The organism is Brevibacillus brevis, assembly GCF_031583145.1.
Classification (GTDB): domain Bacteria; phylum Bacillota; class Bacilli; order Brevibacillales; family Brevibacillaceae; genus Brevibacillus; species Brevibacillus brevis_E.
In genome coordinates, this window is sequence record NZ_CP134050.1 from 2,938,267 (window position 1) to 2,953,160 (window position 14,894).

The window sequence follows — 14,894 nt, forward strand, 5'->3', positions numbered from 1 at the left end:
ACACCTTTTTCCGTTCACGGTAAGTCATAAATAAATCAATAAGTTGGGGAGCGCCACGGAACCAGATGGGCGCTCTTCACTCCCCATGCATCTTCCTTTTGGTACGGGAATTGCTAGATTCCATAGTGACAACCATGGGCATGGCAAATGTGATCGCAGGGGAGAGGGGTGGAGAATTTGCGTTCAGAACGTATTGCGGCCATCGTCGGGGTGGCCGAGTCAGATTTGGGCGTGACACCGGGAAAAAATGTGCTGCAGCTTCAGGCTCAGGCTGCAAAGGCAGCACTGGCCGACGCAGGGTTTGAGAAGGAAGAGGTGGATGCGATCTTCACCGCCGGAAACTGGGCGTGGTCCCCGAATCTGATGCTGGCAGAGTACCTCGGGATCCAGCCCAAGTACACAGATGGGACCAATATTGGAGGTTCTTCATTCGAATCCCACGTCGGCCATGCGGTGGCCGGGATCCGTGCGGGTCTGTTCGACGTGGCGCTGATCACATACGGCAGCACGCAGCGTTCGGATCAATCCCGGAACAGGCCGACACCCGTCGTGCAGTTAACCGATCAGTATGAGCGTCCTTTTGGCTTGCCCCTGACGGTTGGGGCGTACGCTCTGGCTGCCATGCGGCACATGCATCTGTACGGGACGACTTCCGAACAGCTCGCGGAGATCGCCGTAGCCACCCGGAAATGGGCGACGCTGAACGAAAAGGCGTTCAAAAGGGAGCCGATCGAGATCAAGGACGTCCTCGAGTCCCGCATGATCGCGGAACCGCTGCACCTGCTCGATTGCTGCCTCGTGACGGACGGGGGAGGCGCAGTCATCGTGGCGTCTGCCCGAGCGGCAGCCAGGGCGAAAAAGAAACCGGTCTGGATCTTGGGGCACGGCGAGACTCACACGCATCAATCGATTGTCAACATGCCGGATTTGACAGTGACAGGAGCGCGTGAATCAGGGAAGCGAGCGTTCGAAATGGCAGGGGTCACACACGACGAGATCGACGTAGCCGAGATTTACGACTCCTTTACCATCACCGTGCTCCTGACGTTGGAAGCATTGGGCTTCTGTCAGCCGGGGGAAGGAGGAGCTTTTGTCAGTGGTCAGCGAACGGCACCCGGCGGAGATTTTCCGATGAATACCAATGGCGGCGGCCTATCCTACTGCCACCCCGGCATGTACGGGATCTTCCTGTTGATCGAAGCGGCCAGACAGCTCCGGGGCGAATGCGGAGCGAGACAGGTGGAAAACGCCAGATTGGCAGTGGTCAACGGGACGGGCGGGGTGCTCTCGTCGACATCGACATTGATTCTGGGGAGGGACTAATATGGCTGGACAATTTCCGAAACCGTTGATAGATACAGATTCCCGGCCTTATTGGGAGGGGCTGGAAAGGCAAGAGCTGCGAATTCAGCAGTGCGACGATTGCCATCGCCACATCTTTTATCCGCGCCTGCTCTGTCCGCACTGTTTCTCGGACCATGTATCGTGGACCCAGGCGAGCGGACGCGGGCAAATCTACAGCTTTACGGTCGTCCACAAGGCGTTTGGGCCATTTGCGGAGCAAGCCCCTTTTGTCGTGGCGATCGTCGAGCTGGAGGAAGGCGTCCGCATGATGACTCGGATCGTCGGAGAACGGGAGACCATCCAGATAGGCGCGTCTGTACAGGTCCTCTATGAAAAAGTCGAGGAAGACTTGGTGTTGCCTTATTTTGAGGTCATCCGGACGTAAGCAAGCAAGGATGGCCATTGTTCGTGCTCTTGGCTAGGCTGATCAGGGTGGGTTACGTTTTCGTGCCGATGACCACTGTGGCATCGAGCTCCTTTGCATGTGCCACTTTTGTGGAGAGGCCGTTCCGGGCAAATAAATCGACGGTTAGCGGTACCTGCCGCTCGCTTGTCTCGACGAGCAGGTGACCGCCAGCAGTCAGCCAGGATGGGGCTTCTTCAGCCACTCTTCGCTGGATGTCTACCCCGTCTTCTCCACCGTCCAGCGCTACCAGCGCCTCATAGGAACGAGCCTCATGGGGGAGCAGTCTGATCGAGTCGGTGGGTACGTATGGAACATTGGCAATCAGGATGCCGACGCGCCCTCGCAAAAATTTTGGCAGCGGATCGAAAAGATCGCCGTCATAGACGAGGCCGCCAAGTCCAGTTACGTTTTCCTTTGCGCAACGAACCGCTGCGGGGTCGATATCTACGGCATGCAGCTCGATTCTTTCCAGAGCAGCAGCCAATACGGCGCCCAGCGCTCCCGAGCCGCAGCCAAGGTCCACTGCAACGGAGGCTGACTGACCGAGAGCGATGGCCAGGCGTGCGAGAAATTCGGATCGTTTGCGCGGGATGAAGACTCCGGGTTCCACTGCAATCCGCAGACCGCAGAACTCCGCCCAGCCGATGATGTGTTCGATCGGCATCCCCGCAGCGCGCCTCTCGACCATGGAAGCGAGGTCCGTCGGATTCTGTGCGGCGGAGAGGAGCAGCCGTGCCTCCTCTTCAGCGTAAACACAGCCGGCTTGCCTCAGGCTCGTAACGATTCGGGACTCCATGTCAAACTCGCTGCTATCGATTGCTGCACTTTTCTTTACGACGGAAGATTGTTTCCTAGCCATCACGATATTCCTCTCTCCAAGGGGCATATCAAGATCCCTTGAGCCATTCGGCATGCGTATAGTGGGCTTACCAGGGAAGAACCCCAAACGAGCAAGGATCGGGCCGTTTGGGGTTCTTCTTTTGCTGCAGCCGGATGAACCCGGCGTCGCCCCTTCCTGAAAATCAACCGCGGGTCAATTCCCGTACCCCCTGGATAAACCGTTCCACCTCTTCTTGTGTGTTGTAAGGGGCGAGTCCGGCCCGAATCCAACCACCGCTTTCGTTGATCCCGAGTTTGTCCGCCAATGTCGTTGCATAAAAGTCCCCGTCAGCGATAAAGACACCGTACTCCTCGCACATCCGTTCACAGAAAGCCTGCGGGGTCCATCCAGAGACCCGGAAGGCAATTGTGGGAGTTTTGGGTACTTCAGACGACGCCTGATACAGGGTGACGGCACCGTTCTGGGACAAAGCGTCGCGGATGTTTTCCGCCAGGGCGTTTTCATAAGCCTCGATCGCTTCGTAACCGGAGCGAATGCGCTCCCGCAATTCTTGACCCTTGCCCAGACTGGCGATGAATTCGATGGCAGGACGGATGCCCGCGATCCCCTCATGATTTTGCGTCCCCGTCTCCAGCTTATCCGGTATGTAGGCAGGGGCGGGCTTCAGCTTGTAAGGCTGAATCTGCTCAAACAACGCTTGGCGGATCACGGCGATTCCCACGTGGGGGCCGAAAAATTTATAGGCCGAGCAAAGCAAGAGGTCGGCACCAAGCGCATCCCGATCTATCGCGAAGTGAGGTGCCGCATGTACGGCGTCTACGGCGACAGGGATGCCCAGCGCATGCGCTTTTTGCGAGATCGTGGCGATGTCATTGATGGTTCCGACTGCGTTGGAAGCCAATCCCACTGCGATCAGGCGGGTTTTCGGCGTAAGAAGCGAGTCCAGTTCTTCGAGGCGCAATGTAAGCGAATCGGGATCGACGGGGAGCCAGCGTACCTTCATGCCTCTATCCGCCGCAATGGTCAGCCAGGGATCGACATTGGCCCGATGGTCGAGCTCTGACACGATGATCTCGTCGCCCTCTTTCCAGTTGCGTCCCAATGCCCGTGCAATGGCGAACGTCAAGGTCGTCATGTTTGCGCCGAAAGCGACTTCCTGCGGCTTCGCGCCAAAGAGGGCAGACACGGCTTCTTTCGCCTCGGCGATGACCTGCTCGGTCTCCCTGCTGCTGGGAAAAGACCCGTGGAGGTTGGCACCGCCGTTCGCCATGTACGTGTAGATCGCATCCATGGAGCTCTTTACGACTTGTGATCCTCCGGGGCCGTCAAAATAGACGGCAGGCTTGCCATGATACGTTCGGCTCAGTGCCGGAAACTGCTCGCGAACCGCGGCAATGGGAAAAAGCTCAGTCGTTTTCGTCATCTTCCACGTCTCCTTTTGGCTACCTGTATTTTCCTACTACCTATATATTATCACAATTATTCATCAATTATGGGAAAACCGTGCAAGGGAAGGGCTCGAGTTTACCGGCAAACCGGAGAAAACCGGATCCCAAACCGATTTGTGCGAATGCATGGAAGGGGATCCGTGCTTTCAAAAAATGACTTCGCGATTGTACAAACCAGAAAAGGGTATCTATACTGGTAGAAGAAACGTATTACTACATAGGAAGACGACAAGTGCCTTCTTCGTACCAAGATGTTGATGAGAGGGATACCATGCAGACGTGGATTACGACTTTTATTGAGCAGTTCAGCTATATCGGCATTTTTTTGCTGATGGCTTTGGAAAATGTGTTTCCTCCGATTCCTTCCGAAGTGATTCTGACCTTCAGCGGGTTCATGACGACCTATACAGCCCTTTCGATCCCAGGTGTTATCGTCTCGGCTACCTTGGGGTCAGTGGCGGGTGCCGTTATTCTCTATGGTATCGGCTATTTTCTTGAAATCGAAAAAATAGAAGCCATCGTGGATCGTTGGGGGCACGTCCTGCGCCTGAAAAAAGAGGATATTGCGCGAGCGAACGCATGGTTTGACAAATACGGATACTGGACGATCTTCCTGTGCAGGATGGTCCCGCTGGTCAGGAGCCTGATTTCCGTGCCCGCGGGGATGACGAAAATGAATTTCTCGCTGTTTTTGCTGTTCACGACGCTCGGAACGCTCCTATGGAATGTGGCGCTGGTGCTTCTCGGCTCGTTTTTGGGCCAGTCCTGGGAAAAGATATTGAACTACATGGAAATGTACTCTACCGTGACCTACGTAATCATCGGAGCGGGAGCCGTCGTATTTCTCATCGTGTTTCTGCGAAAGAGAATGGCCAAATCGTAGAGAGGCATGCTGTTACTCCTATTCCGATCCCAGTAGCCTGATTCGCCGTCAGTGGAGGGGCAGCCGTTTAATCGCGGCCGAACCGGGAAAGCTATCTCCTAGGACATCAGTACATGGCCGAACGAAAGGGATAGGTCTATGATTTCGCTGCTCATTACGGTAAGGCATCTCATCCGCTCTTTCTTTCATGCGATGCGGGATAAAGAGTTTTTGGGTCTCTTGCTGCTAACCTTGACCACGCTCTTGTCGGGGACGATTTTTTACTCGACCGTCGAAGGGTTTCACTGGCTCGATGCGCTCTATTTCAGTGTGACGACCTTGACGACGGTGGGCTATGGTGACCTCTCGCCTAAGACCGAGCTGGGAAAGGTCTTCACGATTCTCTACCTGTTTACTGGTCTGGGAATCATCTTCGGCTTTGTCCGAAAGCTTACGGAGGCGAGGACGAACAGAAAAGGCGAAGAAGACGAATAGAAAGAATCAGGCAAGACGCGTTCTATGCGACGCGTCTTTTTTGTACAGATCGGAAAGTATCAAACTCCGGTCCCGTATAAGGGCACCCGCGGCTCCGCCAAAAGGCATGGCAAGTCAGATTTACCTCATTGCGAGGCTGGCGGTGAGAATGAAATAGTCAGGAGGCTTCCCGGCTGTCATCATGGAAGAAATTGGCATGATGCGATGGTGGGCACGAGGGGCGTATCGTTTATGTTGCGGAGGGAAATGGACAAGTAGCAGGCTGGACCCTTGCACACGAACGGATCTTGATCGAGTCCGAACCATTCATCGAGATCGGCGGGCATCGCTTTTGGCCGAGAGAAAGGATCGGGGCTCGGCTGGGTGCATCGTCGTCTTTCCGCTTTGGATGGCAAGAGAATGGCCAGCGCCTTTATCATTTCCTGGAAAGATGGTACCATGGACTCACTACGGAGTATGGGAAGTGATGTAGGATGAGCGCAGACAATTCCATGCAGACGATCAGCCGCACGATCCAGATCCTGCGATCTTTTTCCAGGGAGGAAAAAGAGCTTTCCTTGGCGGAGTTTCATCACAAGCTGGGGCTGTCCAAATCCAGTCTGCAACGGATTTTGAATACACTCGTGAACTATGGCTTTTTGGAAAAGGACGAGAAAAGAAAGACGTATCGTCTCGGAAACGAGCTGTATTACCTGGGCAAGCTCGTGGAGGAGCATTCTCACCTCCTGACGGTGACGAAGCCGTACCTGAAGACAGTGCGGGATCGGCTGGGCGAAAGCGTCTACCTGAACATCGTGGAACACGGCGAGAGAAAGTGCATAGCGTTTGAGGAAGGGAAGCATGACCTCATGACGATCTCGTACATCGGGCAGACATCGCCATTGTACGCCGGAGCGTCAGCCAAGCTGCTCCTCGCTTATCAGCCGCCGGAGAAGATGACGCAATATTTGGAGCAAACCGCACTTCGGCCCCTTACGAATGCGACGGTTACCGACAAGGACAAGCTGCTGGAAGAACTCCGCGAGATTCGGACCAGGGGGTATGCCAGCAGCCGGGGGGAACGCGTGATCGGCGTATGCTCTGTCAGTGCGCCCATTTTCAACCGGTGGGGAGAAACGATTGCGGGGGTCTCCATATCGGCGCCGATCATCCGTGTGCCGGAAGACACGTACCGGGAATTCGTGCGAATAATCACGGAAACGGCAAGGAAAATCTCGGAGGAATTCAAATTTGCCGATTCATGACAACCGATTTCGCAATAGAAAGCACTGTCTGCGGGCAGTGTTTTTTTCTGCCCCCAGCTCCGCTTCAGATTTGAATTATCTGCAAATTCAACAAATTCTGTTGATTGCACCATCCAGATCCTGTATTATTTCAATTATAGGTATGTCGTACCGATAAACGGTATGATATTGAATCAGTTGCCTTTATTCTTTGATGAGGAGGGACCGCATGGGCAGCCTGCACTTGCCAATACAGGAACGGTCGGAACAAACGGAAGAAATCCGTGGGCATGTTCGCGAATTTTTGCGTCAGGAGAGGGAAGCAGGGACGTTCGTTCCGAAATGCGATACGTGGCTGAGTGGATTTTCGCCTGAATTCAGCCGCAAGCTGGGCGAGCGAGGGTGGATCGGGATGACGTGGCCGAAACGATACGGCGGGCACGAAAGGTCCGCGATCGAGCGCTATGTCGTCATCGAGGAGCTGCTGGCGGCTGGAGCGCCTGTGGCGGGGCACTGGATAGCGGATCGACAGACGGGGCCGCTCCTGCTTCGCTACGGAACCGAACAGCAGCGCATGTCGTTTTTGCCGCGGATCGCACGCGGTGAGTGTTACTTTGCCATCGGGCTCAGCGAACCGAACGCAGGGTCCGATCTTGCTGCCGTCCGCACCCGTGCAGAGAAGGTAGAGGGTGGCTGGATCATGAACGGCAGCAAGACGTGGACGAGCGGAGCCCATCATGCCCATTACATGATCACGCTTTGCCGGACATCCCCTTACCATCCCGAAAACCGGCACGAGGGCATGAGCCAGCTGCTCGTAGACTTGTCGAGTCCGGGCGTTACGATCCGGCCGATCTTACTTATGACGGGCGAGCACCATTTCAACGAGGTGTTTTTTGAGGATGTGTTTGTGCCGGATGACATGCTGATCGGACAGGAAGGAAACGGCTGGAAGCAGGGGATGACCGAGCTGGCTTTTGAACGCAGCGGGCCGGAGCGCTTTCTGAGCACATTCCCTTTGCTGGAGGAGTTGGTGAACCGCTTGCGGCAAAGCGGTCAAAAGCATCTGATGGCTCAGGCTGCCAAGCTCGTCTCGCGGCTGTGGACGCTGAGGCATATGTCCATCGGGGTCGCCCACCTGCTCGAAAAAGGGGAGACGCCAGATGTTGCTGCAGCGCTGGTCAAAGAGATGGGAACCACTTTCGAGCAGCAGGTGGCCGAGGTCGTTCGGCTTCTTTTGCCGACGTCGCCATCCGTCGACGCGGCAGACCGTTTGGATCAGCTGCTGGCGCAGTCGATCCTCCACGCCCCGGGATTTACGCTTCGCGGAGGCACGACGGAAATCCTGCGCGGCATCATAGCCAAAGGGGTGATCGCGAAATGACCGACCTCACGAAAATGCTGGTTAAATCCACGACCAAGATCATGAAAGACATCTGCACCAAGGAATTCATTGACGAAGCCGAACGAGGAAGGTGGGCTGCCGAGCTGTGGGAGGTACTGAGCGAAGCCGGGATGTTGACTGTCGCCGTACCCGAAGAGCTGGATGGAACGGGCGGCACTTTCGCCGAAGCATATGAAATTCTGCGACTGGCAGGCAAATACGCAGCGCCTATTCCGCTCGCGGAGACGTACATGGGCAACTGGATCATGGCCGATCTCGGACTCGCGGCCACTTGCGAACCGCTGGCGATCTTGGCAAATGAAGGCGAGCCCTTCCAGTTCAAGAAAGAGGGGGCGGGATGGAGCGTTACCGGAAAAGCGAGAAGCGTGCCGTGGGGGAGGCATGCCAGGCTGCTGCTCGTCTTGGGGGAAACGGAAACAGGATCGGTGCTCGCACTGATGTCTCCGACGGAGGCGAAAGTAACGACGGGGCAAAATTTGGCGGGCGAGCCGCGGGATACCATGGTCCTGGAGGCGGCACCAGTCGCGGATGAACATCTGTTTGCCGTAGATGCGAGACAGGTGCATTCCCGACTCTTGTCTACGGGGGCGCTTTGCCGTTCGGTCATGATGGCCGGAGCACTGGAGAGGATCGCGGAATTGACGGTCAAGTACACCACGGAGCGCTCGCAATTCGGCAGGCCGCTGCATCGTTTTCAGGCCATTCAGCACCATCTGGCGTCGCTCGCGGGGGAGACGGCTGCGGCGAATACAGCGGCAAGCTACGCCGTGGCGGCAAGCAGGCGAGGACCGGACGAAAAGGCGATTGCCATGGCGAAAATCCGTATCAACGAAGCGGCAGGCATCGTCGCTCCTGTGGCCCATCAAGTGCACGGCGCCATCGGATTTACGCATGAACACGTGCTGCATCAGTGCACGCGGCGGGTCCTGGCATGGAGAGACGAATGGGGCACGGAGACACAGTGGGCCGAAAAACTGGCGGAGCAGCTGATGCTGCTGGAGGAGAATGGCCTATGGCCGTACCTTTCGGAATAAGGATAGCAGCATGGTAGAAGAAAGCGCGTACCTGCTCATGCGGATGGTCTCAGCAAGCCAGCTGTAAGCGAACGTATCGCACGATGGATGAAGATGAACAGGAAGGGGAGAGGGAAATGGCAGACCTGCTTTTTCGCGTGGAAAAAGGAATTGCCCGCATCACCCTGAATCGCCCGGAAGCGCTGAATGCCTTTAGCACGGAAATGATCGACTTGTGGATTCGGGCGTTGGAGACGGTGCGCGACGACGATGCGATTCGTGTCGTTGTGTTGACCGGAAACGGAAGGGCTTTTTGCAGCGGAGGAGACATCAAGGCCATGGCAAGAGGAGAAGGATTCCTGCACAAATCGGTGGAAGCGGACGAAGATCTCGCTTCGACGGGGCTCGCCCGCAAAAAAAGTCTGTGGAAGAGAGTGCAGCGCATCCCGCTGTTGCTGCAGGAGATTGACAAGCCGGTCATTGCCGTGCTCAACGGCCTCGCGACAGGAGCTGGGCTTGACATGGCGCTCATGTGCGACATCCGGATCGCGGCAGCGAGCGCAAACGTATCAGAAGGCTACATAAAAGCCGGTATCGTTCCCGGGGACGGCGGGGCATACTTCCTGCCGCGTCTTGTCGGGGTGGACAAAGCGCTGGAGATGCTGTGGACGGGTGACAGCTATACAGCCGAACAGGCCAAGCAGATGGGGCTCCTTACCCATGTCGTACCGGATGAAGAACTGCCCGCATTTGTGGAGGCTTATGTACAGCGGCTCGCCGAAGGGCCGCAGGAAGCGATGCGCTTCATGAAGAGAGCAGTCTATCAAGGGCTCTCCACGGACTTGCGCACCTCGCTCGACATGATCTCCTCGGCTATGGGGCTGGTGACGGAACTGGACGATTACCAGGAAGGCGTCCGTGCAATCGCGGAAAAACGGAAACCGACGTTTACCTAAACGGATCGGCAAGACGAGCGGAGGTGGAACCCTTGCAGGCATTGGATGGCGTACGTGTGCTGGATTTGTCAAGGACGTTGGCAGGACCTTTCTGCACGATGCTGCTCGGTGACATGGGAGCGGATATCATCAAAGTGGAGCAGCCCGAAGTAGGGGACGAAACGAGAAGATTCACTCCCCCGACCTGGGATGGCATCAGCAGCTACTACCTGGCTTCCAATCGAAACAAGCGCAGCTTGACGGTCGACCTGAAGTCGGAAGCCGGCAGAGAAATCATAGGCGCGCTGGCAAAGACGACAGATGTGCTGGTGGAAAATTTCCGCACGGGCGCGCTTGATCGGCTTGGACTGGGGTACGAGCAGCTCAAAGAGATCAACCCGCGCCTGATCTACTGCTCTGTATCCGGATTCGGGCGGACGGGACCGGAGAAAAACCGCGCAGGCTACGATCTGCTCCTGCAAGGGTACGGCGGCCTGATGAGCATTACAGGCGAAGCTGGCGGTCCCCCGGTCAAGGTCGGGACCTCGCTCGTGGACATGAACGCCGGGATGTTCGCGGTCTACGGGATACTGTCCGCCTTGATCGCCAGAGAAAAAACGGGCTTGGGCCAGTTCATCGATGTGAGCTTGCTCGACGGCCAGGTCGCACTGCTCAACTTCGTGGCCACCAGTTATTTTGCGACTGGCAAACCGGCGGGGCGCATGGGAACCGCTCATCCGTCCATCGTCCCCTACCAGGCATTCGCTGCGAAGGACGGGGACATCATCCTTGCGATCGCCAACAACAGGCTGTGGCAAAGGGCGTGTCAGGCGTTGGACTGGGGTGATCTGCAGGAAGATCCGAGGTTTTGCACGAACGACGAACGCGTCGCCCACCGGCACCTGTTAATCGGCATCATCCAGGAACGGATCGGGAGAATGGAAATCCGGGAAATCGTGGAGAAGCTCGATGCAGTCGGGGTCCCATGCGGCCCCATCCATACGGTGGATCAAGTCTTGAACCATCCGCAAGTGCTGGCCAGGGAAATGGTTATCTCCGTCGAGCACCCGGTTGTCCGCGATTTGAAAATGCCGGGTTTTCCGGTCAAGCTGTCGGAAACGCCGGCGCAGCTAAAAAGACACCCTCCGCTCCTGGGGGAACATACCGACGAGATTTTGCGCGAATTGGGCTATCACCCCGAACAGATCAACTCGCTGCGTGAGCATAAGGTCATCGGCTGAGAGGCATGCAGGAAGGATGATTTTGATTAGAGTCGTTTTTTCCCCACCTGAACGATCATCGCTCCCTTACAATGAAAAGAAGAGGAGTGATGATCATGCCAAACGAATCTCCCCAAGTGGAGTTCCAGCAATGGCTGGACGAGTGGAGCGCAAAAAGAGATGGGTGCGGAGTCCAGGTAGCCGCTTACGTCAAAGGCAAGCTCGTCATTGACGCCTGCGCCGGCATAGCCGACCCTGCTTCGGGACAGCCGGTAGATAAGGACACGTTGTTTATTGCCCAATCCTGTTCCAAAGGGGTGACGGCTACGGCCATCCATCTGCTGGTCCAGCAGGGAAAGCTGGCCTATGACGATCCAGTGGCAGCATACTGGCCCGAGTTTGCAGCAAATGGAAAAGCAGGGATTACGATCCGGCACGTGCTGTCCCATCAGGCCGGGATCCCGCATATGCCCAAACACGCCGATATGGCCTTGATCTGCGATTGGAACGCAATGATTCATGAGATGGAACAGCTTTCGCCGATTTGGGAGCCCGGAACCAAAACGGGGTATCATGGACTCACCTACGGCTGGATCCTGGCAGAAACAGCTGCACGGGCAGACGGACGTCCTTTCTCCAGAATCGTTCAGGAAGAAATTAGCGCCCCATTGGCGATTGCCAGCCAGCTTTACATGGGTGCTCCTCCGGAGGCGGAGAGGCGAATTGCCAAAATAAGCGGGGAAGCGGTGCCGATTGCCCTCTTGCCCGAAGATCATCTGTTGAGAAGGGTGCTGCCGCCAGCTGTGGTGCCGATTGTCAATCCGGAATGGAACGATCCGGCGTTTCATCAGGCCGTGATTCCGGCGGTCAATGGCGTGATGACGGCAAACGCGCTCGCCCGTATGTACGCTTCCCTGATCGGCGATGTCGTGGACTGTGTGCGTCTGCTTCAGCCAGCCCGCATGCAGGAGGCGACCAGTTTGCAAGCGGATCGGCTGGACGAAGTGTTCCAGGTGAGCAATCGCATCGCGCTCGGGTATTATTTGGGCAACCCGGCCAACATGCAGGCGATGGGCGACGACCCGCGTGCGTTTGGCAATGGAGGTATCGGCGGGATGATCGGATTCGCCGATCCGGCAAAAGGTTTTTCTTTCGCCGTATTGACCAATCACATGACGAGCGAGCGGGCCGCACAGCCTCTCGATGTTCAAATGGCGGCAAAGGTCAGGGAATTGCTGCAGCTTGATTCTACCAGGTGAAATGAGAGAGTCGCTTGCTGGCGGCTCTTCTTTTTTGTATGGGGTCATCCAGTTTTTTCCCATTCCACATGAAAGCGGAGGTGGTATACTTGGGAAAAGTTTGCAGGTCGTAAGGCAACAATCGGATCACGATTATGGGGAGGTGTACCCGGACATGGAAACAAACGGGGATGGGAAAGAGCGATTGATCGAGCTTCATCAAATCGGGAGAGCGGATACCCGCGATCTGGGGGAAGTGAAGCAGCTTTTTTTGGAATATGCGGCGTCCCTGGATCTCGATCTTTCCTTCCAAGACTTTGCGTCAGAAAGCGAGACTTTGCCAGGCAAGTACGGAGAGCCGGATGGCGCCCTGCTCATCATGCGAGTAGACGGAAAAGCGGCGGGATGCATCGCTCTTCGAAACATTGCGGATGGGATCTGTGAAATGAAGAGGCTATATGTACGGGATGCTTACAGGGGGTTGGGGCTGGGGAAAATCCTGATTCAGGCGGTTATGGAAAAGGCAGCTCAGCTTCAATATGCCTATATCAGACTGGATACGCTGCCTTCCATGGCAAAAGCGCAGACGTTATATCGCTCTTTTGGTTTCTATGAAATTGAACCTTATGTATTCAATCCGATAGAAGGAACCAAATTCATGGAGGCCAAGCTATTATCCAATGCCCCAGATCCGACAAAATAGGCACCCTCATTGGGCTCTTGAATAAGATAGCGAAGAAGTTCCCTTCTTCGAGTTTGATCCTTGCGGGGTGTACGAATGGGCAACAAAAACATCGGCCAAGATCTAACGCTGATAGGTGTGTGGTTAACATTGATGGCCGACTTCTTCGCTGCCATAGGGACGACTGTGTTGACCGAACCGGAAGGCGGTTCAGACAATAACGGACAGCAGCAAATGACCGATCTGCAATCGCAATTGAAAGATCAGCAAAAGCAAATCAAAAAACAGCAAGTCCAGTTCGAATTGCTTCAGATGCAAATCGAGCTTCGCGAATTGGAGCAGCAAGTCAAGCAACGAAAGAGGTAGCTTGATTCATCCATCACTTTTGGCAAGAAGGGGATCCCGATGTCGTCTTGTAAAGATGATGATGTAGCCGTCATCGCTCTATGGATCATCGCCATTGGCGTTATCATATTGGCGATCGATAAAACGACGAGACTGAACAATCAATCGGATAGCAAGCAAATGGCGCCACCCACCTGTGCCCCGTGTCATTCATCGGAAGACCAGCAATGGGATCAGATCCAGAAGCAACTCGCACAGCTAAAAGACGGGCTGAGCCAATTGAAGAAAATCTGCAAGTCAGAAGATTGACACCCCTTCACTCCTTTTGAGAAAAGTTGGACGAGTCTATGAACAAAAAGCGGCATGATACTGGCCAAGAACTCGACTGGTTCTGGCCTTTTTTATGGGAACGGGAGAGTGTGTTCGCGTCCTGATCCGCTTTCCGGAGATTCTCTCCACTTCTTGCAGAAAAAAAGGATATTTCCAAAAATGCGCCATAAAATGTATCACTATTCTGAAAAATGACAAGAAAGGTGCTTGGTGACGCGTGCACACACCCGTAGCGATCTGTGAGCTTTCTATCAAGATCAGCAGTTACGTCAAATCATTGACCAAGTCTGAAAAGAAAGTGGCGCTTTACGTTCTCGATCATTTTGAAGACATCCTCAACATGTCGGTGACGGATCTGGCCGAGCAGGCCAACGTCGGGGAGACGACCGTACTCCGCTTTTGCCGCAAGCTGGATTTCAAAGGGTACCAGGAATTCAAGCTGGCGCTCGCCAAAAGCACGGTCCACCCGCTCGCAAACCTGCACAGCCAGCTCACGGAAAGCGATCCGTTTCAGGTCATGCTGCAAAAGGTCAACGCGTCCAACGTGCAAGCGATTCAGGAAACGACAGGCATGGTCGATGCGAAAGAGCTGAATCGGGCCGTCGAGCTGATCTTGAACAGTCGCAAGATCCATGTATACGGGGCAGGCGTATCCGGGGTGACGGCACTGGATGCCAAAAGCCGTTTCATGCGGATCGGTTTGTCGGTAGACGCCTTTCTGGATGCGCATCAACAGGCGATGGCGGCGACGACGCTGTCCGAAAACGACCTGGCTATCGGCTTTTCGGTATCGGGAAGCACGAAGGATACAGTGGACGCTCTTCGCATCGCCAAGGAAAACGGCGCCAAGATTATTGCCGGAACTCATTTCGCCCGCTCACCCGTGACAAAAATGGCGGATGTCGTACTGCTGCACGGCGGGAGGGAGACGCCGTTGCAGGGCGGGTCGCTGGCGGCAAAAATCGCGCAGCTGCACGCAGTCGATTTGCTGTATACCGGCGTCGCGCTGCGGATGAAGGAAAAAGCGCTTTACTTCCGGGAAAAGGCTGCGAAAGCCGTCGCGGACAAAGCGTATTGAACGATGCGGCCAACTCCCAAACGAAATGA

16 protein-coding genes are annotated in these 14,894 nt (G+C 55.5%); 14 read left to right on the forward strand and 2 right to left on the reverse strand.

All coding sequences use genetic code 11. From position 1 onward, the window contains the following. Positions 1 to 168: 168 nt before the first annotated feature. Both RGB73_RS14620 and RGB73_RS14625 read left to right on the forward strand, forming a co-directional pair. Positions 169 to 1,323: an acetyl-CoA acetyltransferase gene (locus RGB73_RS14620; protein ID WP_310773670.1), complete on the forward strand. Its 1,155-nt coding sequence runs from the start codon at positions 169 to 171 to the stop codon at positions 1,321 to 1,323. A 1-nt stretch (position 1,324) separates the two neighbouring features. After that, positions 1,325 to 1,729, forward strand: a complete 405-nt coding sequence (locus RGB73_RS14625) for a Zn-ribbon domain-containing OB-fold protein (protein WP_310773675.1) — start codon at positions 1,325 to 1,327, stop codon at positions 1,727 to 1,729. 52 nt (positions 1,730 to 1,781) lie between these two features. On the opposite strand, the gene RGB73_RS14630 is transcribed toward RGB73_RS14625, so the two are convergent. Together RGB73_RS14630 and RGB73_RS14635 are read right to left on the reverse strand one after the other, a co-directional pair. After that, the gene (locus tag RGB73_RS14630; RefSeq protein ID WP_310774313.1) at positions 1,782 to 2,546 is read right to left on the reverse strand and encodes a putative protein N(5)-glutamine methyltransferase; all 765 of its coding nucleotides are present in this window, start codon (positions 2,544 to 2,546) and stop codon (positions 1,782 to 1,784) included. Positions 2,547 to 2,772: 226 nt separating this feature from the next. Beyond that, positions 2,773 to 4,014, reverse strand: a complete 1,242-nt coding sequence (locus RGB73_RS14635) for a cysteine desulfurase-like protein (protein ID WP_310773680.1) — start codon at positions 4,012 to 4,014, stop codon at positions 2,773 to 2,775. 296 nt (positions 4,015 to 4,310) lie between these two features. On the opposite strand from RGB73_RS14635, the gene RGB73_RS14640 reads away from it, so the two are divergent. From RGB73_RS14640 to RGB73_RS14695, 12 genes are all read left to right on the forward strand, one after another. Next, the gene (locus RGB73_RS14640; RefSeq protein WP_310773684.1) at positions 4,311 to 4,922 is read left to right on the forward strand and encodes a DedA family protein; all 612 of its coding nucleotides are present in this window, start codon (positions 4,311 to 4,313) and stop codon (positions 4,920 to 4,922) included. A 138-nt stretch (positions 4,923 to 5,060) separates the two neighbouring features. After that, a complete protein-coding gene (locus RGB73_RS14645; RefSeq protein ID WP_310773689.1) occupies positions 5,061 to 5,396 on the forward strand; it encodes a potassium channel family protein in 336 nt (111 codons plus the stop codon). Between the two features lie 473 nt (positions 5,397 to 5,869). After that, positions 5,870 to 6,640 (forward strand): IclR family transcriptional regulator, encoded by a 771-nt coding sequence (locus tag RGB73_RS14650; protein WP_310773695.1) that lies wholly within the window; start codon positions 5,870 to 5,872, stop codon positions 6,638 to 6,640. Between the two features lie 208 nt (positions 6,641 to 6,848). Next, positions 6,849 to 8,003 (forward strand): acyl-CoA dehydrogenase family protein, encoded by a 1,155-nt coding sequence (locus tag RGB73_RS14655; protein ID WP_310773708.1) that lies wholly within the window; start codon positions 6,849 to 6,851, stop codon positions 8,001 to 8,003. Next, positions 8,000 to 9,058 (forward strand): acyl-CoA dehydrogenase family protein, encoded by a 1,059-nt coding sequence (locus RGB73_RS14660; protein WP_310773717.1) that lies wholly within the window; start codon positions 8,000 to 8,002, stop codon positions 9,056 to 9,058. The genes RGB73_RS14655 and RGB73_RS14660 overlap by 4 nt, the downstream gene beginning before the upstream one ends. 116 nt (positions 9,059 to 9,174) lie before the next feature. Next, complete coding sequence (locus tag RGB73_RS14665; protein WP_310773720.1) at positions 9,175 to 9,993, forward strand: enoyl-CoA hydratase/isomerase family protein; 819 nt, start codon at positions 9,175 to 9,177, stop codon at positions 9,991 to 9,993. Between the two features lie 32 nt (positions 9,994 to 10,025). Further along, the gene (locus RGB73_RS14670) at positions 10,026 to 11,213 is read left to right on the forward strand and encodes a CaiB/BaiF CoA transferase family protein (protein ID WP_310773724.1); all 1,188 of its coding nucleotides are present in this window, start codon (positions 10,026 to 10,028) and stop codon (positions 11,211 to 11,213) included. A 95-nt stretch (positions 11,214 to 11,308) separates the two neighbouring features. Beyond that, on the forward strand, positions 11,309 to 12,451 hold the full coding sequence (locus RGB73_RS14675; protein ID WP_310773731.1) for a serine hydrolase domain-containing protein: 1,143 nt from the start codon (positions 11,309 to 11,311) through the stop codon (positions 12,449 to 12,451). Between the two features lie 154 nt (positions 12,452 to 12,605). Next, positions 12,606 to 13,133, forward strand: coding sequence for a GNAT family N-acetyltransferase (locus RGB73_RS14680; RefSeq protein WP_310773737.1), 528 nt, complete (start codon positions 12,606 to 12,608; stop codon positions 13,131 to 13,133). 75 nt (positions 13,134 to 13,208) lie between these two features. Then, positions 13,209 to 13,478, forward strand: a complete 270-nt coding sequence (locus RGB73_RS14685; RefSeq protein ID WP_310773741.1) for a hypothetical protein — start codon at positions 13,209 to 13,211, stop codon at positions 13,476 to 13,478. A gap of 39 nt (positions 13,479 to 13,517) precedes the next feature. Next, entirely contained in the window at positions 13,518 to 13,766 is a 249-nt protein-coding gene (locus RGB73_RS14690; RefSeq protein ID WP_310773745.1) for a hypothetical protein, read from the forward strand. Between the two features lie 238 nt (positions 13,767 to 14,004). Continuing rightward, a complete protein-coding gene (locus RGB73_RS14695) occupies positions 14,005 to 14,865 on the forward strand; it encodes a MurR/RpiR family transcriptional regulator (RefSeq protein WP_310773748.1) in 861 nt (286 codons plus the stop codon). Positions 14,866 to 14,894: the final 29 nt, after the last annotated feature.